The 23,665-nt window shown below is 67.9% G+C and carries 23 protein-coding genes and 1 pseudogene; 14 read left to right on the top strand and 10 right to left on the bottom strand.

Annotated elements, in window-relative coordinates:
• Positions 1-253: 253 nt before the first annotated feature.
• The 5 genes from M3498_12305 (at position 254) to otsB (ending at position 5,257) form a co-directional block, all read left to right on the top strand.
• A complete protein-coding gene (locus tag M3498_12305) occupies positions 254-1,405 on the top strand; it encodes a cell surface protein (protein ID MDQ3460066.1) in 1,152 nt (383 codons plus the stop codon).
• A 97-nt stretch (positions 1,406-1,502) separates the two neighbouring features.
• Entirely contained in the window at positions 1,503-2,015 is a 513-nt protein-coding gene (locus M3498_12300) for an OmpH family outer membrane protein (GenBank protein ID MDQ3460065.1), read from the top strand.
• A 439-nt stretch (positions 2,016-2,454) separates the two neighbouring features.
• Positions 2,455-3,054: a hypothetical protein gene (locus M3498_12295; GenBank protein ID MDQ3460064.1), complete on the top strand. Its 600-nt coding sequence runs from the start codon at positions 2,455-2,457 to the stop codon at positions 3,052-3,054.
• A 114-nt stretch (positions 3,055-3,168) separates the two neighbouring features.
• Positions 3,169-4,530, top strand: a complete 1,362-nt coding sequence (locus tag M3498_12290) for a trehalose-6-phosphate synthase (protein ID MDQ3460063.1) — start codon at positions 3,169-3,171, stop codon at positions 4,528-4,530.
• 34 nt (positions 4,531-4,564) lie between these two features.
• Positions 4,565-5,257: a trehalose-phosphatase gene (gene otsB / locus M3498_12285; GenBank protein ID MDQ3460062.1), complete on the top strand. Its 693-nt coding sequence runs from the start codon at positions 4,565-4,567 to the stop codon at positions 5,255-5,257.
• Between the two features lie 78 nt (positions 5,258-5,335).
• Here otsB and M3498_12280 read toward each other — a convergent pair whose 3' ends face one another.
• Together M3498_12280 and M3498_12275 are read right to left on the bottom strand one after the other, a co-directional pair.
• Entirely contained in the window at positions 5,336-5,494 is a 159-nt protein-coding gene (locus M3498_12280; protein ID MDQ3460061.1) for a hypothetical protein, read from the bottom strand.
• 14 nt (positions 5,495-5,508) lie between these two features.
• Positions 5,509-6,309, bottom strand: a complete 801-nt coding sequence (locus M3498_12275; protein MDQ3460060.1) for an SRPBCC family protein — start codon at positions 6,307-6,309, stop codon at positions 5,509-5,511.
• A gap of 428 nt (positions 6,310-6,737) precedes the next feature.
• Here M3498_12275 and M3498_12270 point away from each other — a divergent pair, with 428 nt between their 5' ends.
• Together M3498_12270 and M3498_12265 are read left to right on the top strand one after the other, a co-directional pair.
• Positions 6,738-8,327 carry a DEAD/DEAH box helicase gene (locus tag M3498_12270; protein MDQ3460059.1) on the top strand — a complete coding sequence of 530 codons (1,590 nt, stop codon included), beginning with the start codon at positions 6,738-6,740 and terminating at the stop codon, positions 8,325-8,327.
• Between the two features lie 51 nt (positions 8,328-8,378).
• Positions 8,379-8,999, top strand: coding sequence for a TetR/AcrR family transcriptional regulator (locus M3498_12265; GenBank protein MDQ3460058.1), 621 nt, complete (start codon positions 8,379-8,381; stop codon positions 8,997-8,999).
• Positions 9,000-9,021: 22 nt separating this feature from the next.
• Here M3498_12265 and M3498_12260 read toward each other — a convergent pair whose 3' ends face one another.
• Both M3498_12260 and M3498_12255 read right to left on the bottom strand, forming a co-directional pair.
• Positions 9,022-10,026, bottom strand: a complete 1,005-nt coding sequence (locus M3498_12260; protein ID MDQ3460057.1) for a hypothetical protein — start codon at positions 10,024-10,026, stop codon at positions 9,022-9,024.
• A 23-nt stretch (positions 10,027-10,049) separates the two neighbouring features.
• Positions 10,050-11,192, bottom strand: a complete 1,143-nt coding sequence (locus M3498_12255; GenBank protein MDQ3460056.1) for an FAD-binding oxidoreductase — start codon at positions 11,190-11,192, stop codon at positions 10,050-10,052.
• 88 nt (positions 11,193-11,280) lie between these two features.
• Between M3498_12255 and hisD the strand changes: the two genes are divergently transcribed.
• Positions 11,281-12,555 carry a histidinol dehydrogenase gene (gene hisD, locus M3498_12250; GenBank protein MDQ3460055.1) on the top strand — a complete coding sequence of 425 codons (1,275 nt, stop codon included), beginning with the start codon at positions 11,281-11,283 and terminating at the stop codon, positions 12,553-12,555.
• 124 nt (positions 12,556-12,679) lie between these two features.
• Positions 12,680-13,345, top strand: a complete 666-nt coding sequence (locus tag M3498_12245; protein ID MDQ3460054.1) for a hypothetical protein — start codon at positions 12,680-12,682, stop codon at positions 13,343-13,345.
• 5 nt (positions 13,346-13,350) lie between these two features.
• Here the strand turns inward: M3498_12245 and M3498_12240 are convergent, their stop codons facing one another.
• The 5 genes from M3498_12240 to dxr form a co-directional block, all read right to left on the bottom strand.
• A complete protein-coding gene (locus M3498_12240; protein MDQ3460053.1) occupies positions 13,351-13,983 on the bottom strand; it encodes an MBL fold metallo-hydrolase in 633 nt (210 codons plus the stop codon).
• Positions 13,984-14,046: 63 nt separating this feature from the next.
• Positions 14,047-14,694, bottom strand: coding sequence for a glycosyltransferase (locus M3498_12235; GenBank protein MDQ3460052.1), 648 nt, complete (start codon positions 14,692-14,694; stop codon positions 14,047-14,049).
• A gap of 72 nt (positions 14,695-14,766) precedes the next feature.
• The gene (locus tag M3498_12230; GenBank protein ID MDQ3460051.1) at positions 14,767-15,858 is read right to left on the bottom strand and encodes an RIP metalloprotease; all 1,092 of its coding nucleotides are present in this window, start codon (positions 15,856-15,858) and stop codon (positions 14,767-14,769) included.
• 57 nt (positions 15,859-15,915) lie between these two features.
• On the bottom strand, positions 15,916-17,052 hold the full coding sequence (locus tag M3498_12225) for a site-2 protease family protein (protein ID MDQ3460050.1): 1,137 nt from the start codon (positions 17,050-17,052) through the stop codon (positions 15,916-15,918).
• A 47-nt stretch (positions 17,053-17,099) separates the two neighbouring features.
• Complete coding sequence (gene dxr / locus M3498_12220; GenBank protein ID MDQ3460049.1) at positions 17,100-18,242, bottom strand: 1-deoxy-D-xylulose-5-phosphate reductoisomerase; 1,143 nt, start codon at positions 18,240-18,242, stop codon at positions 17,100-17,102.
• Positions 18,243-18,386: 144 nt separating this feature from the next.
• On the opposite strand from dxr, the gene M3498_12215 reads away from it, so the two are divergent.
• From M3498_12215 to M3498_12195, 5 genes and pseudogenes are all read left to right on the top strand, one after another.
• Positions 18,387-19,022 carry a CBS domain-containing protein gene (locus tag M3498_12215; GenBank protein ID MDQ3460048.1) on the top strand — a complete coding sequence of 212 codons (636 nt, stop codon included), beginning with the start codon at positions 18,387-18,389 and terminating at the stop codon, positions 19,020-19,022.
• Entirely contained in the window at positions 19,022-19,726 is a 705-nt protein-coding gene (locus tag M3498_12210; GenBank protein MDQ3460047.1) for an RNA-binding protein, read from the top strand. The genes M3498_12215 and M3498_12210 overlap by 1 nt, the downstream gene beginning before the upstream one ends.
• Positions 19,727-19,817: 91 nt before the next feature.
• A pseudogene (locus M3498_12205) lies at positions 19,818-20,045 on the top strand (potassium channel family protein).
• A gap of 64 nt (positions 20,046-20,109) precedes the next feature.
• A complete protein-coding gene (trmH, locus tag M3498_12200; GenBank protein MDQ3460046.1) occupies positions 20,110-20,790 on the top strand; it encodes a tRNA (guanosine(18)-2'-O)-methyltransferase TrmH in 681 nt (226 codons plus the stop codon).
• A 158-nt stretch (positions 20,791-20,948) separates the two neighbouring features.
• Positions 20,949-23,048: a sodium-translocating pyrophosphatase gene (locus M3498_12195; GenBank protein ID MDQ3460045.1), complete on the top strand. Its 2,100-nt coding sequence runs from the start codon at positions 20,949-20,951 to the stop codon at positions 23,046-23,048.
• A 291-nt stretch (positions 23,049-23,339) separates the two neighbouring features.
• Here the strand turns inward: M3498_12195 and M3498_12190 are convergent.
• The coding region (locus M3498_12190) for a UPF0175 family protein (GenBank protein ID MDQ3460044.1) at positions 23,340-23,665 on the bottom strand (326 nt) is incomplete at its 5' end.

Genomic DNA, 23,665 nt, shown 5'->3' with positions numbered 1-23,665 from the left:
GCGCTGTGGCGCCGCGAGCCTTGTCTGATCGTGCCACAGCCATTAAACAGACATTGAACAAACATTGAGAAGTTGGGCTTATCCATCGATGAGACCGGACCCGTGATGAGATCGGACTCGGGAAGGAACGCCCAAAGCCTCGAGGGCTGCTCGAGAGTAGTTGACACAACTTGTCCCTTATCCTTATGCTGACGGTTCAGCGCAAGGCGGGCTTCCAGACCGCAGCCTTGCCACAGGAGGCATTATGTTACCAATGACCATGTCACGAATGAACCGCTCTTTTCTAAGCCTTGTCCTCGCTCTGCTGGTGACCGGCGCCGCGGCCCAGGCCGGGCCCGAGGAGCCCAGTGTGCAGGATTATGAGGTCTGGGCGCTCGACCAGGGCACCAATCGCATCCACATCCTCGGCTCCGACTTCGCGGAAAGGGAGGTGATCGATCTGGAGGGCGTAGCCGACCTGCCCCACATGATCGACTTCAGCTCCGACTTCGCCTACGCCTTTATCGCCAACGTCGCCTCGGGCAACACTCTGGCGATCCGCACCGAGGACCGCGAGGTGGTGGCGACGCTCGAGACCGGCCCGGGCACGCACATGGCCTCGGTCTCGCGCGACGACCGCATCATCGTCGACGTGCTCGGCAACGCCGAGGGCGCCGGGGCCTCGCTCGTCGAGATCGTCTTCGACCGTGACGCCGAGAGCTTTACGATCGGCCGCAGCCTGGTAATCACCGAGGACCCGCTCTTTGCGGACCTGGCGGGCGCCGGGCACCTGGGCCGGCCCGTCTGCCACGACTACAGTGCCGACGGCCGCTACGCCTACGTCACCCTGGGGCCGGCGCTCACCGACGGCGTCCTGGTGGTGCTCGACGTGGACAGCTTTACGCTCGCTCACGTCTTCGACCCCGAGGAGATCCGCGCCAACTGCGGCACCATGCTCTCGCCGGACGGCCGCGTGATGTTCGTCAACGGCGGCTCGCTCGAGGAGGGCCACTGGTACGCCTTCGACCCCGAGACGTTCGAACTCCTGCACCAGGACTCCTCGCGCGGCAACGACGCCCACGGCGTCTGGTTCACGCCCGACGGCAGCGAGCTGTGGATGGTCAACCGCGCAAGTTCGAACGCCATCATCATCGACCCCGAGAGCTTTGCCATCATCGCCGAGATCGACTTCGTCGGCAGCTCGCCCGACATCCTCACCATCGCGCCCGACAGCTCCTACGCCTTCGTCACCCTGCGCGGACCCAACCAGCGCAGCGGCCCGCACGCCATCGCCGGCGACACGCCGGGCGTGGCGGTCATCGACGTCTCGAGCCGCGAACTCGTGCAGCTCATCGAGCCCGCCCCGGACGACGAGCGCAGCGACTTTCACGGCATCGGCCTGCGGCCGATCGGCAGCGCCGACTGAGTGCGGCTATGACGCTTCGAGCAGCGATGACATTTCGAAAAGGCGCGCGGGGCGCGCCTTTTATGTTTCTCACCCGGGCGCCGGGTAGCGTAGCGCTATGACACGCCTCACCGCCCCAAAGCTCAAGGCCTTCGGCTTCACGGCCTTCGCTCTCATTGTCGCCGCGTTCGCCTTCGGCACCTTCACCGCCCAGGACACGCCCACGCGCGTCGTCTTCATCGACTCGGCGCGCCTCTTCGACGCCCATCCGCAGGGCGGCGAGGTCGCCGCGCTCATCAGAGAGCGCGAGGAGGACCTCGCCGAGCTGCGCACCGAGCTCGAGGCCATCGTCGCGCGCGTGCAGGGCGGTCAGGAGGCCAGCCTCGAGGACCGCCAGCGCTACGAGGTGCTCGCCCGCACGATCGAAGAGAGCAATCGCCGCTGGGCCGAGGAGATCAGTGCCGCCGCCGAGCCCATCAGCGCCGCCATCGACGGCGCCATCAGTACGGTGGCCCAGGAAAACGGCTACAACATCGTCCTCGACGGCGTCGTCGCCAGCACCTCCGGCCTCATCGTCTACGCCGACAGCGGTCTCGACGTCACCGAAAGCGTGATCGAGCGCATCCGCTAGCCCAAAGCGCGCAGACGCGGGCGCCCGGCCGAGCAGCCGGGCGCCTCGTTTGTTCTTGCCCCGCCCTATCGTTGCCCGCCCTATCGTTCCCTGTCCTATCGTTGCCCTGTCCTGCGGCACCCGAGCCGGGCCTCTATATGTGTATATAGCAGGTTTCAGAAATATTGAGCGAGTTTGCATCTCAGCGCTTAATCCCCCCGCCCTATGGGCACCCCCCTTGATAAGGGGGGCAGGGGGGATTTTAAGCGCAAAGGTTGGCTCAATGTCAGTGAAACCTGCTGTATGTGCTCACGTTCGTGTCGCCAGGGTCGCTAGCCGGCAGATGGTATGCTTGAAGTCAGAGCCCGGTAACAGGCCCGGCGATAAGCTGAACCGACAATTAATCCCGTCAGGGAGGACAAAAACTTCTTGGCAGGAGAGGATCAGGAGGGTAGAGACGATGCCGACGAGCGCCGGACTTTTCGACACTTGGCAGGACGCGGAGCGGGCGGTTGCCGAGCTCGAGCGCCTTGGTTTCAGCAAAGAGAGCATCAAGCTGGTGACGCGTGGCGAGAGGAGCGCCGCGCCCGGCGGCCCTCCTCCCGGTGAGGGCGCGGTGGTCGCTAGCCGCGCGGGCGCGGTGGCCGCGGGTGGCGCGGCCATCGGCGGGATGACCGGCCTGCTCGCGGGGCTCAGCACCTTTGCCGTTCCCGGCCTCGGCCCGGTCCTGACGGCGGGCGCAGCCGTGACCATACTCGGCTCGGCCGCGGCGGGTGCCGGCGTCGGCGCGGCGGCGGGTGGGCTCATCGGCGCGATCTACGGCATGGGCGTCGCCGAAGAGGACGCCGGCGCTTACGCCGAGGGCGTCTCTGGCGACGGGGTGCTGCTGAGTGTCGAGACGGGCGAGGCGCGATCCGCCGAGGCCGATGAGATCTTGCGCGCGGCCGGAGCCGCCGATATGAACGTTCGGCGCCGGATGGGGCGGGACGAGATGGTCACCTCCGACAAGGATCCGGCGACCATCATCGGAGACTACCCGCCGCACGACAGCAGCCGTTAAGGGCCGCCTCACGGAAGGACGAGCTATGACGACCGCACGACACCCTTTTGGAAGATACCCTTATGTGCCTTACGTACCTTATGTGCCTTACGTACCCTATATACCTTATGTACCATGCGCTTGATCATCGTCGCCAACCGCGAGCCGCTGCGCGAGGAGGGCGGGCGCTGGCTGCCGTCGGTGGGCGGGCTGACCACCGCGCTCCTGCCCGTTTTGGAGAAAAAGGGTGGAGTGTGGATCGCCTGGGGCGAGAAGAAGGCCAAGGAACTGCCCAAACTGTCCTATCCCGAAGACGAGGCTCGCTTCACCGTGCAGCGCCTCTACTTGAGCAAGGCCGAGTTGGCCGCCTACTACTACGGCTTCGCCAACCGCGTGCTGTGGCCGCTCTGCCACTACTTCATGGCCGAGATGTCCTTGCGCCGCGACTTCTTCAAGAGTTACGGCGCGGTCAACCGGCGCTTTGCGAGGCGCGCCCTCGAGGCCTATGAGGAGGGCGACACCGTCTGGGTGCAGGACTACCAGCTCATGCTGGTCCCCGATCTCATCCGCAAGGAGAGGCCGGAAAGCCGCATCGGCTTCTTTTTCCACATCCCCTGGCCCGCCGCCGAGGTCTGGAAGGTCCTGTCCTGGGCCAAGGAGCTCACCGAGGGACTCCTGGGCGCCGACCTCATCGGCTTTCACAGCCAGCAGTACGTCAAGAACTTTCTCGAGGCGGTGACGACCCTGACGGATGCCGAGGTCGAAGGGGGACGCGTCCGCTGGCAGGGCCGCGAGATCCGCGTCGAGGCCCATCCCATCGGCATCGACACCGCGCGCTTTAGGCGCCTCAGCGAGCGCAGGCGTGTGCGGGCCGAGGTGAAGCGGATAAGAGAGGAGGCGAGGAGCGACTTCGTCCTCCTGGGCGTGGACCGGCTCGACTACACCAAGGGCATCCTTGACCGCCTCCTGGCCTTCGAGTGTTTTTTGCAGACCCACCCCGACTACCGCGGCAAGGTGACGTTTTATCAGATCGCCGCGCCCAGCCGCACCCGGGTAAAGTCCTACCTGGAGCTCAAGCGCGCCGTCGACGAGGTGGTGGGTCGGATCAACGGCGAGTACATGAAGGGCGACTGGGTGCCGGTGCGCTACATCTACCACTCTCTCCCGCCGGAGCGGTTGGCGGCCTTCTATCTGGCGGCCGACGCCGCCCTGGTCACGCCGCTGCGCGACGGCATGAACCTGATCGCCCAGGAGTTCGCCTGGACCTCCGAGCGGGGGGTCCTCATCCTCTCCGAGCTGACCGGCGCGGCCGAGGTGCTGGAGGGCGCCCTGCTCATCAACCCCTACAACATCGACGGGGTGGTGGCGACCATCAAGGCCGCGCTCACCATGCCCGAAGAGGAGCGCAAGGACCGTCTGACGAGACTCAAGGCGCACGTCAAGGAACTCGACGTCCACCGCTGGGCCGAGGGCTTCTTGAGCGAGCTCGAGGCGTGAGGGGTCAAAGCTGGGGCCGGAAAGGGGAGTGGAGATGATTCCCGTCGCCGACCGGCCGCTCTTGCTGCTCGACTACGACGGCACCCTGGCCGAGATCGTCGCCAATCCCATGGAGGCCTGGCCCTACCCCGGCGTGCTAGAACTCTTGACCGCGCTCTCCGCGCATCACCCCGTCTTCGTGGTGACGGGGAGAAGGCTTAGGGACCTGGGCGCGCTCCTCCCGCTCCCTGGCCTGCGGGCCGTCGGCGTCCACGGCATGGAGGAGGGCCGCCTCGGCGAAGCCGCGCGGCCGCTCGTCGGCCAGGCTGAGGTGGCGGCGCTGGCTGAGGTGCGCGAGACGCTGCCGGACTACCCCGGCCTTACGGTCGAGGACAAGGGCGTGGCGGTGGCCCTGCACTACCGGCGGGCCGGCGACGAAGCGGCGGTCAGAAGCGTGCTCGAGCCCTGGGCGGCGGGCCTGCCGGGTGAGCTCGAGGCCCTCTGGGGCAAGAAGGTGCTCGAGCTGCGGCCCAAGGGCTACGGTAAGGGCCGGGCGGTGGCGCGGCTCGCAGGCGAGCACCCGGGCCACACCCCGGTCTTCATCGGCGACGACACCACCGACGAGGAGGCCTTTGCCGTCTTGGCCGAGGGGATTACCGTCAAGGTCGGCCCCGGTGAGACGGGGGCCCGCTACCGGCTGGACACGATCGGCGAGGCCGTCGCCTATTTACGGCGCTACTTGGTTTAGAGTCCACGAAGAGCAAAAGCCGCGGCCCGATAGGTCTGGGTCGCGACTTTTTGTGTGAACGAACCGTGGGAGGCGCGGTCAATCCTCGCGTTTGCCCTCGGCTTGCCCCGGCGTCCTGCCAGGGTCGTCTTTGCTCTTCTCGACACCCTCGTCGAGGCCCTCGGCCTGACCGGGGGTGCGCCCCGGTTCGTCGGGCGCGTCGTTGCTCCTGTCGTTCTTGCTCTTGTCGTGGCGCATCTTAAGCCCTCGCCTTAGTCTTCGCGCGTGCTCGACCTCGAGCTGGTAAAGGCGGGCGGGTCGCTGGCGGGGAAGGACTCCTCGGAAGCCTCGTCAACCCTGTCCCTCGGCTCCGAATCGGAGGTCAGGCCGGTTTTGGCTGCGCCTTCGGCGCTCGTGGTTGTTCCAGCGGCCGTTCCTGCCGTTTCGCCCGAGTCCATGAGCTGCTTGAAGCGCGACAGGTCGTCGCGTATCTGCTGGCCGGGCTCCTCGCCAAAGAGCTTGGCTACCGCCGCGCCCAGGGCGCCGGCCGGGGGGGTGTACTTGAGCGAGACCCTGACCTCGGTGGCCTGGCCGTTCTGGACGGGCCTGAAGCGGACCGAGCCGGCGTTGGCCACGCTCGAGCCCGGCAAGGAGCGCCAGGAGATCAGTTCGTTGGCGCGGTCGCCCACCACTTCGGCGTCCCAGGCGATGCTCTGGCCCAGGGGCGCCTTGGCGACCCAGTGCGAGCGCTTACCCTCGGTCTCGACCGACTCGAGGTGGTCCATGAAGCGGGGCAGGTTCTCGAAGTTGCGCCAGAAGTTGTAGAGCACCTCCGGCGACCTGTGGATGACCACGGCCTCCTCGACGTGGATGCCCTGGTCGCGCGACACCGCCCAGTCGTCGCGCGGCGCGCGCGGCGCCAGCGACGCCGAGATCGGGCAGTAGCCGGTGGCGCCTCTATAGGCGAGGAAACCGCCCAGAAGCGTCATGAGCAGCGGGTTGCGGCCCCTCAAAGCCCTGTAGAGGAACACACCACCCGCCAAGGTGGACAGCCAGCGTCCGGACTCGGACACGTTCTTGTGGGGTCTCTTGTGGGGTCTGCCGGAGGATCTGTCGGGAGACCTTTGTCGACTGCTGGTGAGCTGCTGTGATGCCATACCAATCACCTCCAGGGTGAATCAAGCCAAACATCAGGGCTATCCTACCCGGCCTTACGTATCTCTTTTCTTACCGTTTTCAGCCTTGACGCCGGCACCGCGAGAAGCTCGAGAACCCCCTGATCCGTGTCTCGCCTAGCGGACTGCAGCTGCCGGTGGCGTCCTACGGCAGCTCGTAACAGCTTTTCCTTTGCGGCTTTGCAGCTCGAGCGCTTGACAAGGGTGAAAATTTCCACTAGCATATACAGGTTTGTCGGCTTATCTGTTATGCCTTGCATGAGAGCCACTGGGGCTCACTACCGAGTACGGGCCTGCGCGAGGAAACAGAGCCTGGAAAGGACAACATGTTCAAGGACTACCCGCTCAAGGAGCCTCTCTTGGAGGCGCTCGCCAAAAAGGGCTTCGAGATTCCCACCCCCATTCAAGCCGCGGCGCTGCCGCTCGCCTTGGAGGGCCGCGACGTGCTCGGTCAGGCTAGAACCGGCACCGGCAAGACGCTGGCCTTCGCCTTGCCGATCGCCAACCGGCTCGAGGCGGACAAGACCAAGGGTCGCGCCCCCCGCGCGCTCATCATCACCCCGACGCGCGAACTCGCCCTGCAAGTCGCCGGCGAACTCGAGTGGGTGGCGCCGCAGCTCACCACCGTCACCATCTACGGCGGCACCGGCTACGGCAGCCAGGCCACCGCTCTGCGCCGCGGCACCGACGTGGTGGTGGCCACGCCGGGCCGCGCCATCGACTACTTCAACCAAGGCGTCCTGACCCTCTCGGAGGTCCAGGTAGTGGTGCTCGACGAGGCCGACGAGATGCTGTCGATGGGCTTCGAGGAGGACATGGAGACGCTCTTGGGCGCCACCCCCAAGGAGCGTCAGACGCTGCTCTTTTCGGCCACGCTGCCCGCCTGGGCCAAGCGCCTGGCGGCGCAGCACCTGCAGGACCCGGTGGTGCTCAACATGGTCAAGGACGAGGCGGTCTCCTATCAGGAGATCGCCATCGACGCGCCCCTTCGTCAGCGCCCGGTGCTGCTGTCGGACGTGATCCACGCCTACGCCAGCACCCGCGCCATCGTCTTTACCCGCACCAAGGCCGAAGTCGACGAGATCGCCCAGTCGCTCGCGACGGCGGGCCACGGCGCCGAGGCGGTCCACGGCGACCTCAACCAGATCCAGCGCGAGCGGGTCTTAGAGCGCTTCCGCAGCGGCCAGGCGACCGTCCTCGTCGCCACCGACGTGGCGGCCAGAGGCTTAGACATCCCCGAGGTCGATCTCGTGGTCCACTACCGCATGCCGGAAAGGGCCGACAGCTACCAGCACCGCTCGGGCCGCACCGGCCGCGCGGGCCGAGGCGGCAAGGTCGTCTTGCTCTACAGCGGCCGCGAACGTCACGAGCTGGCAGGGCTCGAGCGCGCCGTCGCCCGGCGCTTTCAGTACGCCTCCGCGCCCCGCCCCGAGGAGATCAGAAGCGCCAAGCTGACCGCGCTCCTGGGGCGTTTGGAGAACCAGAGTGCCGAAGACAGGGCCGTCTGGCGCGCCGTCGCCGCAGGCTGGGTGAGCGAGGGCGAGGTGGACAGCATCGCCGGCCTCTTAGCGCTCTTGCTCGGCGGCGCCCCCGAGGAGCGCAGCCTCTTGACCGGCGAGGAGGGCTGGCGGACGATGCGCCTCGCCGGCCGCAATCTGGTGGTGCCCCAGGTCGTGCGCCTGCTCAAGGAGGCGGGTGCGGGCGACGTCGGCCGCATCCAACTCGCCCCCGACGCCGCCTACCTGGACCTGCGCCCGGCGGAGGTGAGCGAGCTCGAGCCTGCCGCTCTCGCCGGCGTGAAGCTGAGCCTCGCCAGCACTGTGCCCGCGCCGGAGCGCAAGCCGGAGAGGGGGCGCGGCCCGCGCAAGCCCAGAGGTGGCGGCCGGCCCTACCGCGGCAGCGGCTACGGGCGGTAGACCAGACCATGATATTGGACTCCGTTCAAAGTTTCGCGTTAGAATGCTCGGGTGCAGGTTCAGGCCAGTTTGCGCCAGCAGCAGAAGCGCGCCCGGCGCGCGCGGATCTTCGAGGCGGCCATCCGCCTCTTTCACGAGCGCGGCTTTCACGCCACCACCATCGTCGATATCGCCGAGGCCGCCGAGGTCTCGCGGGGCACCTTTTTCAACTATTACCCCTACAAGGAGGCGATCCTCCTCGAGTACGCCGCCGACCGCCTGCGCGGTCTGGCCGAGCGCGTCGAGGCCCGGGTGGGGGAGGACGCCGACCCGCTGGGGACGCTTGCGCTCATCTTCGACGCCCTCGCGGACTTTGTCGCGACCAACCGCGCGCTCATCCTGCCGCTCTCCTACGAGCTCCTCAACCCCGACCCCGAGCGGTCGAGGATCGCCTACGAGGTCTTGCCGCTCGCGCGGATCCTCGCCACCGTGCTCGAGCAGGGGCAGAGGAGTTGCCAGGTCCGACGCGACCTCTCCAAGGAGCGCCTGGCGCGCACGCTCGCCAACGCCTACTTCATGACCGCGCTCCAGTGGGCCGCCTACCGCAGCGACTGTTCGATCCACGAGGAGATGCGCCTGACGCTCAGGCTGACGCTCGAGGGTGTGCGGACGCCGGACGGCGCGGCCCTGTAGCTTTGCCTAACCCTGGCCTCGCTCAGTAGCCCCGGGCCGGGTCTACGCGGTTGCGCGGCTCGCCGCGAGCGAGCGCGGCCAGCGTCTCGGCCACGTCCTGGTAGCGCAAGAGGTGCTCGTCCTTCATCTCGTTGGCCCTGTGCGGGCTCATGATGAGGTTGGGCAGGTCCCAAAAGGGCAGGTCGGCGGGGCGGGTGGCGGCACGCGCCGCCTCGCTCTCGGGATAGCGCCACCACACGTCGAGGCCCGCCGCGAAGAGGCGTCCCCCGCGCAGCGCCTCGTAAAGAGCCTCCTGCACCACGGCGCTGCCCCGGCCGACGTTGACCAGGATCGCGCCCTCCTTTATGGCGGCAAAGGCGTTAGCGTCCAGCAGGTCCTTCGTCTCGGCGGTCTCGGGCAGGGAGGCCACGATCACGTCGGCCCCCTTCAGGGCCTCGTGGAGTTGGGGCGGGGCAAAGGTGCGCTCGACAACCTCGCCCTCCTCGCCGCTCTTCTCGCCGCTGTGCCGCCTGAGCGCCGTGACCGTCATGCCGAGCGCCTTTAACCCCCTGCCTACCTCCTGGCCGATGGCGCCGTAGCCGAGGAGCAGCGCGCGCTTGCCGGGCAGGGCGAGCGACTTGAAACCGCGCTGGTAACGGGGGCACCAGTCGCCCCTTCTAAGGTGAGCATCCGCCTCGACCAGGCGGCAGGCGCAGGCGAGGACCAGCGCCAGGGCGTGCTGGGCGACCAAGGGCGCGTTGTAGTGCGAGTTGTGGAGGCTCAAGTGAGGCCGGGCCAGCAGCTGCGCCCGCAAGGCTGCGGGCACGCCCGCCCAGGGCACGATCACGTGCTTGAGCGCGGGCGCGTCCAGCAGGCGGTCGCTGGGACGGCCCGCGACGAGCGCCGTGAGCGAGCGGTAGCGCGCCGTGTCCGCTTCGGGCTCGAGGCCGACCGTGAGCGAGACGCCAGGTGCCAGGTAGGGGCGAACGTCTTCGGCGGCGACGGAGCCGCTCTTGCTGGTCCAGAGCGCGTTGATAGGAACCTGCATGGGCCGACTATACCAAGGAGTGGTTAAACGACGTTGCGCTCGAGGGGGCGCGCCGCCCTGGCAAAGCGCTCGAAGCGAAAATCTGCGATGTCAAAGGAGCTGACTGCGCCGTCCACGACCTCCTCGGCGACGATCAGCCCGGTCGCCGGGGCGTGCTGGACCCCGTGACCGGAAAAGCCGCAGGCGTTGACGAAGCCCGCCGCGCCGGGCATGCGCCCGAGGACGGGCAGGTGATCGGGGGTGATCTCGTAGAGCCCGGCCCAGGAGCGGCGGCGGTCGATACCGGCGGCCTCGAGAAAGGGAAAGCGGCTTGTAGCCAGCCCCAGGCAGTGCTCCATCCACGCCCAGTCCACCGCTTGAGCGTCGCTTGGCGCCTCGTCCGGGTTGGAGAGGCCGACGATAAAGCGTTCGCCCTCGCTGCGCGCCCACACGCCGGTGGTCAGGTCGATGATGAGCGGGCTGGGATGGGGGTACTGAGCCGGGCCGGTCATGTAGACGTTGCGGCGGTAGGGCAGGACGGGCAGCTCGAAGCCGGCCCTTCGCGCGACCTCGCCCGCAAAGGCGCCGGCGGCGTTGACGATCACCTCCGCCTGGTACCTTCCCTGGCTCGTCGTTAGCCGCCAGCGACCGCGGGCGGGCTCGAGCGCCAGCACCTCCTCGCCGAGGCGCAGCCCGGCGCCCAGGGCTTGGGCGGCGCGCAAGAAGCCGAAGGTGACGGCATTCGGGTCCACCACGCCGTCGTCGGGGCCGAAGCTCGCCCCGGCCAGGCCGCTCCGGGCGACGAGCGGGTAGCGCTCGGCCAGGTCCCTCAGGCTCAGAAGGTCTACGCGGGCGCCCAGGCCCCGCTGCATCGCCGCCTGCTCCCGCCAATCGGGCAGCTGCTCTGCGCTCAAGAGGAAGAGGTAGCCGACCTTGCGGTAGCCTGCGCTCATCCCGGTCAGCCTTTCGAACCTCTCGAACTCGCCTGCGCTGTAGCGCGACATGCGCACGTTTTCGGGATGGCTGAACTGGTGGCGGATGCCCGCCGCCGATTTGGCGGTCGAGCCGGTGGCCGGCAGGGAGGCGCGCTCGAGCACCGTCACCGCCGCGCCCCGGCGGGCTAAGTGGTAGGCGCAACTGGCGCCGACGATGCCCGCCCCGATCACCGCGACCTTGACGTGACTCATACGCCACTATACCCGTATGCCACGGTGTTCGGCGCGAGTGTCGGAATTCACCTGCGGCGGGAACGGACGCGCCGGTATGATGGAGCTTATGCGAGTGTTTCGGGGCAGCACTGCGGTGAGGGACCAGCTGCGGGGACGGGGCCGCTGGGAGGACGAGGGCGCGGTGCGCCGGACGGTAGCGGAGGTGCTGGCGGCGGTGCGTGAGCGCGGCGACGCGGCGGTGCGCGACTACTCCGAGCGCTTCGACGGGATTGCCCTGGACGACTACCGGGTGCCGGCAGCCGCCTTTGACGAGGCCGAGGCGCTGGTGCCAGGGGACCTGCGTGAGGACATTGCAGCGTCGGCGGCGCGCGTGGGCGACTTCTACCGGCACCAGCCCGCGGAGGGCTTCATCGTGCAGACGGGTGGCGGGCTGCTGGGGCAACTGGTCAGGCCGCTCGAGCGCGTGGCCCTCTACGTCCCCGGCGGAACGGCGCCGCTCTTCAGCACGCTTGTGATGCTGGCGGTGCCGGCGCAGATAGCGGGGGTGAAGGACCTGGTGGTGGTGACGCCGCCCAGGCGCGACGGCTCGGTCGCCGCGGAGATCCTCGTTACCTGCCGCCTGCTGGGCCTCCACACCGTCTTGCGCATCGGCGGCGCGCAGGCGGTGGCCGCCCTGGCCTACGGCACCGCGACGGTCGAACGCGCCGACAAGATCGTTGGGCCCGGCAACCGCTACGTGGTCCTGGCGAAAAAGGCCGTCTACGGCAGCGTCGGCATCGAGTCGCTGCCGGGCCCGACCGAGACGCTCGTCTTGGCCGATGAGAGCGCCGAGGCGCGCCACGTCGCCGCCGACCTGCTGGCGCAGGCCGAGCACCTGGAGGCCGAGCCCGTCCTGGTGACGACGAGCGAAGGGCTCGTCGCGCGGGTGGAGGCGGAGTTGGCGCGGCAGCTCGCGGACCTCGCCACGGCGGCGGCCGCGCGCGAGTCGCTCGAGCAGCGCGGCTTTACCGCCCTGGTCGACTCGCTCGAGGAGGCCGTGGATTTCGCCAACCTCTACGCGCCCGAGCACCTCTGCCTGCTCGTAGCCGACCCCTGGGCGGTCCTGCCGCGGGTCAAGAACGCGGGCGGCGTCTTTATCGGCGAGAGCAGCATGGAGGCCCTCGGCGACTACAGCGCCGGGCCGAGCCACGTCATGCCCACGGGCGGCACGGCCCGCTTCGCCAGCGCCGTCAACCTCCGCGACTTCCAGAAGGTCATCCCGTTCGTCAACTTAAGCCGCGAGACGCTTCAGAAGATCGGCCCCGGCGCGGCGCGCATGGCCCGAGCCGAGGGGCTCGAGGCCCACGCTAGGGCCATCGAGTCGCGCCTGGAGGAGGCTTGAAGCGGTCGTTGGGCACGATCGCCCGCTGTGCTGCCCACAGTGGCGCTCCTGCTCCTGCTTCTCATCCTGCCGCCCGCGAGGTCCTCACCGTGACCGCCTACAGCCTCGGCATCACCGCTAGACCGTGAGGACCCAGGCGCGCGCCTTCACGCTGCCGCTGTCCTACCGCTACGACCTGGCGCTGCCCGAACGGCTGGGCGGCCCGCTGCTCGTCACCCTGCACGGCTACGGCCAGTCCAAGCGCGCCTCGCTCGCCTACGGCCGGCGCATCGGCCAGGACTGGCCGCTTGCCGCGTTGCAGGCGCCGCACCCGCACCATCGCTGGCGCCAGGACGGCAGCCGCGAGACGGGCTATGGCTGGGTGAGCGACGAAGCGCCCGAGGAGGATGTCGGCAACCATCACCTCTTCGTCGAGGGGGTGATCGAGCGGGTGTACGAGGACGGCCTGATCGCTCAGCCGAGCGCCTTCCTCTTTGGCTTTTCGCAGGCCGTGAGCCTCAACTACCGCTTCGCGGCCACCCATCCCGAGCGGGTCTTGGGTCTCGTGGCGGTGGCCGGGGCGACGCCGTCCTTGTGGTTAGAAGCGCCGCCGCCGCGCCTCGAGCTGCCGGTCCTTCACCTCGCCATGACCGAGGACGCCGCCTATCCGCTCGAGCGGGCGCGCGGCTTTCGGGGCGTCCTCGAGGCCTTTACGAGCCGGCTGAGCTGGTTTGAGCCGGGCGGCGGCCACCGCGTGCCCAGGGCGGCGTATCCGCTCATCCGCGACTGGCTTGCCGCTCACGCGGTCTAGCGGCTTCAGCCGAGGAAGGGATTGCTCCTCGCCTCGGCGCCGATGGTGGTGGCGGGGCCGTGGCCGGGCAGCACCTTGGTCTCCGGCGGCAAGGTCAGCAGCTTGGTCTTAATGCTGCTGATGAGCTGCGCGTGGTCGCCAAAGGGCAGGTCGGTGCGGCCGATCGAGCCCTGGAAGAGCGCGTCGCCGGCAAGGACCGTGCTCAGCTCGGGCAGGTAGAAGGCGACGTGGCCGGGCGCGTGACCGGGGGTGAAGAGGCAGTGGGCCTCGAGCCCGCCCAAGGTGAGCACCTGCCCGTCCTCGAGGGTCTGGTCCGCCCTGGGCGGTTGCCGCAGCGGGATGCCCCACTGCGCCGCCGAGGCGCTCGCGTGCTCGAGCAGGACGTCGTCGGCGGGATGGAGGAAGACGGGCGCGCCATAGCGCTCCTTGAGCGCCGCGACCGCACCCACGTGGTCGAAGTGAGCGTGGCTGAGCCAGATGGCCGCGAGCGAGAGCCCGCGCGTTTCCAGGGCGCTTATAAGCCTCTCGGCCTCGTCGCCGGGATCGACGAAGACCGCCGTCTTGCTCGGCGGGTGAGCGAGCAGGTAGGCGTTTTCCAGGAGCGGGCCGACCGTGAAGGTCTCGAGCAGAATATCCATGCCTACAGTCTAGCGCGTGACGCCCTATCTCGAGTCCAGCGTCTCGAGTTCAGCGTCTCGAGTTCAGCGTCTCGAAAGGCTGCTTTTCAACCAGATTCGCAGCACGTCGTAGTACATGCCGAGGCGGATGACCAGGCCCCTGACCAGGCCGCGCTTTTCCTCCTTGAGGACCTGCGAGACGTTCTCCAGAACCACGTCGCGGCTGCGCCAGCCCTGGCGCCTGGCGTGGCGGGTGATGGCGAGCTCGATGCCGTAGTGGCTGCTCTCCAAGTCGGCGACCCCCAGGAGCAAAGCTCGGCGCACCGCGCGCTGTCCGCTCAGCTGCGGGGCGATGCGCTGCGCCAAGGACGTGGACCAGCGCCCTCCCGAGAAGACGCCGCGGGTCATGTCGGCCTCGCTCGCGAGCACGGGGTAGGCCAGGCGGCGGAGGTGAGCCGGGGTCAGCCCCACCAGGTCGGCGTCGATGAGCAAGACCACTTCGCTGTCGAGTCTCTTCAGGCCGGCGCAGACCGCGCCGCCCTTGCCGCGGTTGGGTGCCAGGCTGAGCACCTCCGCGCCCGCCGCCCGCGCCACCGCCGCCGTCTCGTCCGCGGAGCCGTCATCGACCACCAGCACCGGACCGAGACCTGCCTCCAAGGCCACGCCGACGACGCCCGCCACCGAGGCGGCCTCGTTGTAGGCTGGAATCAAAATGCTGCAGTGCTGCGCCATAGCCAGACAGCAGTCTACTTTATGGCCTGCTTGGTTATGGCCTGCTTGGTTATGGCCTGCTTGACGGCGTCGCTAGCGCGTCAGCAGGTCGCCCACCTCGCCGAAGGTCACTAAGATGATGAAGGCGAAGATCGCCACGAAGCCCATGAAGTGGATGAACTCCTCCTGGCCGGGCTTGAACGGCCGCCTGCGCACGGCGATGACGGTGGCGAGCAGCATGCGCCCGCCGTCCAGGCCGGGAATCGGCAGGAGGTTGAAGACCGCCAGCGAGAAGTTGATGACGCCCGCCAAGAAGAGCACCGGCGCCAGGCCGAGGCGCGCCGCCTCGCCCACCGCGCCGACGATGCGCACCGGGCCGGCCACCTCGTCGCTGCGCCGGCCGGTAAAGGTCTGGGCGACGGCGCGGCCGAAGCCGCCCACGGCCTCGGGCACGAGCCGCACCAGGAAGCTCGTCGCCTCGAGGGTCGCGGCGCCGTAGGAGACGCCTGGAATGGGCTCGAGCGGGACGGCGTCGATGGCCACCCCGAAGAGCGGCCTGCTGCCGTCCTCGGCGGGCTCCGGTGCCCACAGCGTGTCGAGCTGGACGACCCGGTCGTCTCTCGCCAAGGTGAAGCGGAGGGGGCCGTCGCTGCGGATCTCGCGCTGCACCGTTTCGGTATCGGGATCGGCTATGCCGTTCACCTCGAGGATGACGTCGCCGGCCTGGACGCCCAGCGCCTCAGCGGGCGAGCCCGGCACGACCTGGACTAAGCCCGTCGCCGTGGGCACGCTGACCCCGGCGATCTGGGCCCTGAGGGCGGGCTCCATGGTCATGGTGGCCGCCACCAGCAGGACCGCCAGGACGAAGTTGGCGACCACCCCGCCGACGAGCACCCAGAGCTTTTGGAGCAGGTTGAGCCTGGCGAAGCCGGCCTCGGGCGAGCGCAATTGCCCGTTCTCGCCGGGCTCGGCGGCGAGCCCGGGCAGGTCGACATAGCCGCCGATCGGCAAGAGCGAGAGGCGCCATTCGGTGCCGCGCCACAGCCTTCGCGCCAGGATCGGCCCCATGCCGATTGAAAAGGCCCGCACCGGCAGGCCGACGCTGCGAGCGTTCAGGTAGTGAGCGAGCTCGTGGATGAAGACGGCGACGTTGATGATCAGCAGGACGGCTAAGGTGGTCAGCATTGACCGTCACCATAGCACGCCCCGCGCCGCCCCTGGGGAGCCGCGGCTACGCGCGCCTCAGGCGCCCGCCCGCTCCTCGTTCATGTTGAGCCCCACCATCCGCACCTGGATGACGCGCACCAGGTCGGTCTTGCTCAAGATGCCGACCATCTCGTCCCGCTCGTCCGCCACCACCAGGCGACGGTAGTTGTTGCGGCTCAACAGCGAAAAGGCGTCGATGGCCGTCTTGTCGGGGCTGATCGTCTCCACCTCGCGCTTCATGATCTCGCTCACGGTTGTTTCGGGGCTGACGTCCTGGGCGTGCTCGAGGTCGACCATGCCCACCAGCCTGCCGCTGTGGTCGATGACCGGGTAGCCCAGGTGGCGCTCGCGGAGCATCTTGCTGATGAGCTCCTGGGCGGGCATGGCCGGCGACACCGCGATCACCTCGCGGGTCATCAGGTCGCCCACCCGGATGCCCTCCAAGACCTGGGTGACCACCGCGTACTGCGTCTCGCCGCTCACCGCCACGTAGATGAAAAAGGCGATCAAGAGGAGAAAGAAGTTGAAGGAGAAGAGGCCGACGAGGCCCAAGAGCAAGGCGAAGAACTTGCTGATGCCCGCGGAGACGCGCGTCGCCTGGAGCTGGCCGTAGCGCAAGGCGAGCAAGGAGCGCAGGATGCGCCCGCCGTCCAGCGGCAAGGCGGGAATCAGGTTGAAGACCGCCAGGACCACGTTGATGTAAGCGAGATAGGCCACCACGAAGATGGCCGCGTCGGCACCGGCCGGCAAGGCCTGTAGGACGAGCCAGAAGACCCCGGCCAAGAGGATGCTGGTGATCGGCCCGGCCACCGCGACGACGGCCTCGGCGCCCTTCTGGCGGGGCATCTCCGCGAACTGGGCCATGCCGCCCAGGAGCCACAGGGTGATGTCCTTGACCTCGACCCCGTAGCGCCGCGCCACCACCGAGTGGCCGAGCTCGTGGACGAGCACCGAGCTGAAGAGGCCGAGCGCCGCGACGAAGCCGAGCACGAAGGGCGTGCTGCCCTGGCTGAGCGCCGCGGCGTCGATAGGCAGGTTGAGCAGCGCGACGAAGACGCCGAGCTGCGAGCCGATGAGCCAGACGAAGAGCGGCAGGACCAGCAAAAAGGTCAGGTCGAGCCTGATGGGGATGCCGAGCAGACGGAAGGGCAGGCGGTAGGCGTTGCGAAACATACGCTAGTTTAGAACCTGAGCAGCCCTCCACAACATAGCGAACCCCGCTATGTTCGTCCGCTAAGGCCGGCTCCGCTAAGGGCGGCCGCCTGCGCCCGCGCTTCCCGGTCGATTTCGGCGAGGTTCTCCCAGCTGAGGTCGCCGGGCGCGGTCGCCTCGAGCACCTCCCCCAGCACCCGCGCGATGTCCATAAAGCCGATCCTGCCCGCCAGAAACGCCTCCACGGCCACCTCGTCGGCGGCATTGAGAGCTGCCGGCGCGAGCCCGCCCCGCCGCCCCGCCTCGTAGGCCAACTCGAGCGCGGGAAAGCGCGAGAGGTCCGGCGGATGGAGCTCCCAGAGGCCGCTGAGCGGCAGGGGCTCGAGCGGCACCTGGGGCCGCTCGGGGTATTCGACGCCGTACTGGATGGGCAGGCGCATGTCGTGGGGGCCTAGCTGCGCCTTGAGGTTGCCGTCCTTGAAGCGCACCAGGCCGTGGATCAAGGACTGCGGGTGGATGACCACTTCGATCTTGTCCAGCGGCGTCTCGAAGAGGAAGTGCGCCTCAAGGACCTCGAGCCCCTTGTTGAAGAGCGTCGCCGAGTCGACGCTGACCTTTGGGCCCATCGCCCAGGTGGGATGCTCGAGCGCCTGTTGCGGCGTGACCCGGCTGAGGTCGTCGGGTGCCAGCCTGAAAGGTCCGCCCGAGGCGGTGAGGACGAGCCTGTCGACGGCGCCTGCGGGCTCGCCGACGAGACACTGGAAGAGCGCCGAGTGCTCGGAGTCCACCGGGATGATGCGAGCGCCGTGTGAGCGCGCCACCTCCCAGACGAGCGGCCCCGCCGCGACCATCGCCTCCTTGTTGGCGAGCGCGACCTGCCGGCCCTCCGTGAGCGCCGCGACCGTCGGCGCCAGGCCGGCAAAGCCGGAGATGGCCGCCACCACCGCCTCGCAAGGGAGGCGGGCGACCTCGCAGGCGCCCTCTTCGCCGCTGACGAGTCGCGTGCCAAGCGGCAGGTGGGGCTCGAGCTCGGCGCGGACCTCTTTGTGGCAGGCGACGACTCGGGGGTTGAACTCGCGCGCCTGCTCGAGCAGCAGCCTGGCGTTCCTGCCCGCCGCCAGGCCCACCACCTCGTAACCGCGCCAGCGCGCCACCGAGAGCGTCTGCCTGCCGATGCTTCCCGTCGAACCCAGGATGACGATCTTTTTCACCCTTCCATTCTGACCCAGGTCCCGCCAAAAAGCCAGAAGACCCCAGCTCTCGACGCCCTGCAAACGTTTCGGTTAGGCTCTAGGGAGACCTGCCTGAGCGACCCATCCGAGCGACCCATCCGAGCGACCCATCTGGAGGTAACCATGCTAGTCAGCGAGTGGATGAGCCCCAACCCCAAGACCGTCAGCCCCAAGACCCCGGTGATGGAGGCGATGCAGCTCTTGAAGAGCGGCGGCTTCCGCCGCCTGCCGGTCGTCGACGGTGACAAGCTCATCGGCATCGTCACCGACAAGGACCTCAAGGACGCCACCCCCTCCAAGGCCACCACCCTCTCGGTCTATGAGCTCAACTATCTGCTGACCAAGCTGGCGGTCAGGGACGTGATGACGGGCAGCGTCATCACGCTTGCCCCGGCGGACCCGGTCGAGCGCGCCGCCCTGCTCATGGAGGAGCACAAGATCTCCGGCCTGCCGGTGGTCGAGAAGCGGCGGCTGGTCGGCATCATCACCATCTCGGACCTGCTCCGTGCCTTTGTGACGGTGCTGGGCCTGCGCGAGGGCGGGGTGCGGGTGACGGTCGACCTGCCCGACGAGCCCGGCGTGCTGTCACGGGTCACCAACGTCGCCGCACCGTCTAATATCGTCGCGGCGGTGACCTCGGGCGTCGAACAGGGCCGGCACCGCCGCCTCGTTCTGCGCGTCGTCGGCGACGGCTCGAGCGACTTTCCGGGGCGCCTTCGAGAGGCGGGTGTGGACGTGGTCGACGTCCACGCGGACTAGTGGCCGAGACGTTTGCGCTTGCCGAGCTGGCGACTGCGGCGCTCGGCGGCCGCGTCGCCCACAGCGGCTTTCTGGAGCCCGACGAGGCGGCGCGGGCCGCCGCCGACCTCCGCGCAAGGGGTCTGGGCGTCACCCTGGACGGCGGCTATGGCGGCGCCAAGCGACGGGTGCTGACCGCCTATCCGGCCCACATCCCCCGCGCCGACACGCCGCTCGCCGCGGTGTACTATCCCGGCGTCTCGGGCGAGGACGAGCTGCGCGCGGCCCTGCGCCGGGCGGGGCTGGCGGCGGCGAGCAGCGGCGACGTCGTGCGCCACCAGGACGGCCTCAGCGTCATCGTCTTGGCCTCCGAACTGCCTGCGGCGCTCTCCGCGCGGCTGGGGCCGGCGCAGGTCGCGCCTCGGGAGATGGAATTGGCGCGCTACGCGGGCAAGGGCGGCGGCAAGGTGCACGTCATCGTGCCCTCCTTGCGCGTCGACGCGCTCGGCGCCAAGGCCTTCAAGGTGTCGAGGGCCTACTTCAGCAAAGGGGTCCTGGGCGGCAAGGTGCGCGTCAACGGCAAGCCCGCCGGCAAGGCCACCGCGGCGGCCGAGGGCGACGAGATCTACGCCGAGGGCCTAGGGCGCTTCACCGTCTCGAGCGTGGCGGGCGAGACGCGCAAGGGCAACCTCAAGGTCGTCCTCACCGTCGAGCGCAGCAAGTAAGCCGTGCTTGAAAGGCTCAGGCGGCGCGTCTAAGAAGTTCTCGAGCCTGATGTACTTTTTTGAGAACGCGGCGCAGCCCGAAGCCTTCAGCAGCATCCCGGCGGCGCTGTGGTGGGGCATTTCCACCCTGACCACGGTAGGCTACGGCGATATCTATCCGGTGACCGTGCCGGGCAGGCTCCTGGGCGCCGCGGTGCAGATCCTGGGCATCGCCTTTATCGCCCTGCCGACGAGCATTCTGGGAGCCAGGTTCATGCAGGAGCTGCGGCCCGAGGGGGAGCGCTGCCCTCACTGTGGCAAGCCCCTGGACGAGCCGTGACCATGCTTCGCTGCTGATTCTATTCGGCCGCCGCTACCGTATGCTGAGGCCGTATGCTGAGGCCGTGACCCTAGAGCGCTACTTGAAGATCATGCGCGTCCTGCGCCGCCGCCAGCCCGACCTGAGCGTTCTGGTTGAGAACGTCCACAAGCCGCACAACCTCTCCGCCATCATAAGAAGCTGTGACGCGGTCGGCAGCGGCGTCGTCCACGCCGTCAACCCCACGGGCGGGGTGCCGACCTACAGCGAGACGAGCGCCAGCGCCGACAAGTGGGTCGAGCTGGTGGTGCATCCCAGCTTGGACGTGGCCTGGGACCTTGTGCGTGCTCAGGGCATGCAACTCCTGGCCGCGCACTTCTGTGAAGACGCTATCGACTACCGCGACGCGGACTACACCAGGCCGACCTGCGTGCTCGTCGGCAACGAGAAGTTCGGCGTCTCACCGCGCGCGGCGAGCGTTGCCGACAAGCACATCGTCATTCCCATGCTGGGCATGGTGCAGTCCTTGAACGTTTCGGTGGCGACGGCGGTGATCCTCTTCGAAGCGCAGCGGCAGCGGCGCGAGGCGGGGCTCTACGATGCGCCGCGGCTGAGTGACGAGGCCATGAGCCGCCAAGCTTTCCTCTGGCTCTATCCGAGACAGGCCGAAAGGCTGTTGGAGCGTGACCTCCCCCTTCCCGAGCTTGATGACAGGGGAGACATCGTCGGCTCTACCAAGTTCCTCCGCTCGAGGCGGGGGTCGTGAACAATCTCTTGGCATCGGGTCCCCTGCTAAGTTAGACTTTGCGAAGTTGTCAACAAGCCGGCCCAGCTACCCGGTGATGGAGTCGGGTGCCGGGCCAGGGGAGAGCCCGCAGGCGATCACGGATTCCGCCTGCCGGGTGACGCTATGGAGGAGAGATGGTGGATATGTGGATCGTGCTAACCCCGCTGGCGGGTATCGTCGCCCTGGTGGCCGCCGGCTTTCTGGCGCAGGGGATCTTGAGGGCGCCGACGGGCGACGTCCGCATGGTCGAGATCGCCGACGCCATCAAGCAGGGGGCGATGGCCTACATGAACCGGCAGTACAAGACGATTTTCGTCGTCGCGCTGGTCATCGCTCTGCTCTTTGCGCTGGTGGCGTTCATGCAAGCAGGGGCCGAGAGCACGCTGTGGTGGTGGACGACGATAGGCTTTGTCGTCGGGGCGCTCTTTTCGGCGATCAGCGGCTACATCGGCATGAGCATCGCGGTGCGCTCGAACGTGCGCGTGGCGCAGGCCGCCAAAGAGGGCCTGGCCGGCGCGCTTACCGTCGCCTTCAACGGCGGGGCGGTGGCCGGTCTGGCCGTCGCCGGGCTGGCGCTGCTGGGCGTGGCCGGCTTCTTTTTCCTCTTCTACACCGTCCTCAACCTGCCCAACCCGGTCGAGCCCCTGATCGGCTTCGCCTTCGGTGCCAGCCTGATCAGCCTGTTCGCGCGGGTCGGCGGCGGCATCTACACCAAAGCGGCGGACGTCGGCGCGGACCTCGTCGGCAAGCTCGAGGCGGGCATTCCCGAGGACGACCCGCGTAACCCCGCCGTTATCGCCGACAACGTCGGCGACAATGTCGGCGACTGCGCGGGTATGGGCGCCGACCTCTTCGAGACCTACGCCGTTACCGCCATCGGCGCGGTCTTTTTGGGCTATCTTCTGCCGACGGTTACGCAAGTGACCGCGCTCGTCACCTACCCGCTCTTTTTGGGCGCGGTGGCGATTCTCGCCTCCATCGCGGGCGTCTCCTTCGTCAAGCTGGGTAGCGACGACAACATCATGAAGGCGCTCTACAAGGGCGTCTTCGCCAGCGCGGGCATCAGCATCGTCGGCTTTTTGATCGTGACCTACCTGATGCTGGGAGGCTTCAACTTCGCGGAGGTGGGCGCCTTTGCCGCCGGCACCACCTGGCTGCACGTCTTCGCCGCTGGCATTGTCGGCATGGTCGTCGTCGTCCTCTTGATGTTTATCACCGAGTACTACACGGGCACCCGCTACGCGCCGGTGCAGCGCATCGCCAAGGCCTCGGTGACGGGCTCGGCGACCAACATCATCAGCGGCCTGGCGGTGGGCATGCAGAGTACCTTCGTACCCGTGATCATCCTGGTCCTGGCGATCTTCTTTTCCTACAGCCTGGCCGGGCTCTACGGCATCGCCATCGCCGCCGTCGCCATGCTCAGCGTGACCGGCATGGTGGTGGCGATGGACACCTACGGCCCCATCACCGACAACGCCGGGGGCATCGCCGAGATGAGCGACCTGCCGCCCGAGGTGCGCCGCAACACCGACGCGTTAGACGCCGTCGGCAACACCACCAAGGCCGTCACCAAGGGCTACGCCATCGGCTCGGCGGCTTTAGCGGCCTTGGTCCTCTTCGCCGACTACACCCACCGCCTCGACCTGGGCGAGGGGGCCTTTCGGCTGGACGACCCCATCGTCCTCGTCGGCCTCTTTATCGGCGCGATGCTACCCTTTCTCTTTTCGGCCTTTCTGATGGAGGCGGTCGGCAAGGCGGCGGGCAGCGTGATCGAGGAGGTGCGGCGGCAGTTTAGAGAGATTCCCGGCATCATGGAAGGGACGGCCAAACCCGACTACGCCACCTGCGTCGACATCGTCACCAAGTCGGCCCTCAGAGAGATGGCCCTGCCGGGCATCCTCGCCGTCGTCGCGCCCCTCATCGTCGGCTTTCTCTGGGGCGTGCTGGCGCTCGGCGGCTTGCTCATCGGCGTGATCGGCTCGGGCCTGATGATGGCCCTGATGATGGCCAACGGCGGCGGCGCCTGGGACAACGCCAAAAAGTACATCGAGGACGGCAACTACGGTGGCAAGGGCTCCGAGGCCCACGCGGCGGCGGTCGTCGGCGACACGGTCGGCGACCCCTACAAGGACACCGCGGGCCCGTCGATCAACCCGCTCATCAAGGTGATCAACACGGTGGCGCTCATTTTCGCGGGCATCATCGCGAGTTCGGGCGGGGTGCTGCTCGGCTTCTAGCGCGTTGCGGTAAAGTCCCGGCGGCGCCGCAAGGTTTTGCCGGGAGTTGCTCTGAGTGGCAACCAACTACTCCAAAAGCTTCAGCAGCCTTCGAGCCGTCATAATCTTGATACCTTTTCGAGGGAGGGCTTGAGTCGCTCATAGCGGCTGACGCGGCGAAACTCGCTCAGTTGCCATTTCAGGTCACCAAGTCGAAGCGATGTTCGTCCCGCCACATCGTGTAGAGCAGGCTTGGCGGACTGTGCCTGGTGATAAGGGCGGCCACCAGAGTATTCGTATCAAAGACGATCCTCACGCCTTGCTTACTGCTTCGTCTATAGCTTCCATGATGTCGGCGTCCAAGGCCGCGTTGCGCTTCTTGATGTCGTCAATGAGCAGGTCCAGATCCTCGTCGTCGAGGTTGGAGTATGCCTCCTCTCGAGCCGCGTACCAGCGGATAGCCGAGAGCCGGTCCATCCCCAGCAACTCTCCTGCTCTGGCAACCGGCAGCTTGCCTTGGGTGACCAGATGCAAAACGACGCTTTCAAGAACCTCGCGCTGCGGCTCAGCGCCGAGCGCCGCGAGGACGTCTTCGGGAAGATCGACCATCAGGGTCATGGGTTTATTGTAGAACAAAT

Source organism: Deinococcota bacterium (assembly GCA_030858465.1).
In the GTDB taxonomy this organism is placed as follows: Bacteria; Deinococcota; Deinococci; order Deinococcales; family Trueperaceae; genus JALZLY01.
Note: the sequence above shows the minus strand (reverse complement) of the source record. Positions and strands in the feature narration are given on the sequence as shown.

What these genes read in the sequence shown, in the direction of transcription:
- otsB (MDQ3460062.1), top strand. Translation starts at nt 4,565, where the DNA reads ATGATTCCCGTCGCCGACCGGCCGCTCTTGCTGCTCGACTACGACGGC.
- M3498_12260 (MDQ3460057.1), bottom strand. Translation starts at nt 10,026, where the DNA reads ATGCAGGTTCCTATCAACGCGCTCTGGACCAGCAAGAGCGGCTCCGTC.
- M3498_12305 (MDQ3460066.1), top strand. Translation starts at nt 254, where the DNA reads ATGACCATGTCACGAATGAACCGCTCTTTTCTAAGCCTTGTCCTCGCT.
- M3498_12290 (MDQ3460063.1), top strand. Translation starts at nt 3,169, where the DNA reads ATGCGCTTGATCATCGTCGCCAACCGCGAGCCGCTGCGCGAGGAGGGC.
- M3498_12295 (MDQ3460064.1), top strand. Translation starts at nt 2,455, where the DNA reads ATGCCGACGAGCGCCGGACTTTTCGACACTTGGCAGGACGCGGAGCGG.
- M3498_12255 (MDQ3460056.1), bottom strand. Translation starts at nt 11,192, where the DNA reads ATGAGTCACGTCAAGGTCGCGGTGATCGGGGCGGGCATCGTCGGCGCC.
- hisD (MDQ3460055.1), top strand. Translation starts at nt 11,281, where the DNA reads ATGCGAGTGTTTCGGGGCAGCACTGCGGTGAGGGACCAGCTGCGGGGA.
- M3498_12215 (MDQ3460048.1), top strand. Translation starts at nt 18,387, where the DNA reads ATGCTAGTCAGCGAGTGGATGAGCCCCAACCCCAAGACCGTCAGCCCC.
- M3498_12235 (MDQ3460052.1), bottom strand. Translation starts at nt 14,694, where the DNA reads ATGGCGCAGCACTGCAGCATTTTGATTCCAGCCTACAACGAGGCCGCC.
- M3498_12240 (MDQ3460053.1), bottom strand. Translation starts at nt 13,983, where the DNA reads ATGGATATTCTGCTCGAGACCTTCACGGTCGGCCCGCTCCTGGAAAAC.
- M3498_12300 (MDQ3460065.1), top strand. Translation starts at nt 1,503, where the DNA reads ATGACACGCCTCACCGCCCCAAAGCTCAAGGCCTTCGGCTTCACGGCC.
- M3498_12230 (MDQ3460051.1), bottom strand. Translation starts at nt 15,858, where the DNA reads ATGCTGACCACCTTAGCCGTCCTGCTGATCATCAACGTCGCCGTCTTC.
- M3498_12270 (MDQ3460059.1), top strand. Translation starts at nt 6,738, where the DNA reads ATGTTCAAGGACTACCCGCTCAAGGAGCCTCTCTTGGAGGCGCTCGCC.
- M3498_12280 (MDQ3460061.1), bottom strand. Translation starts at nt 5,494, where the DNA reads ATGCGCCACGACAAGAGCAAGAACGACAGGAGCAACGACGCGCCCGAC.
- M3498_12225 (MDQ3460050.1), bottom strand. Translation starts at nt 17,052, where the DNA reads ATGTTTCGCAACGCCTACCGCCTGCCCTTCCGTCTGCTCGGCATCCCC.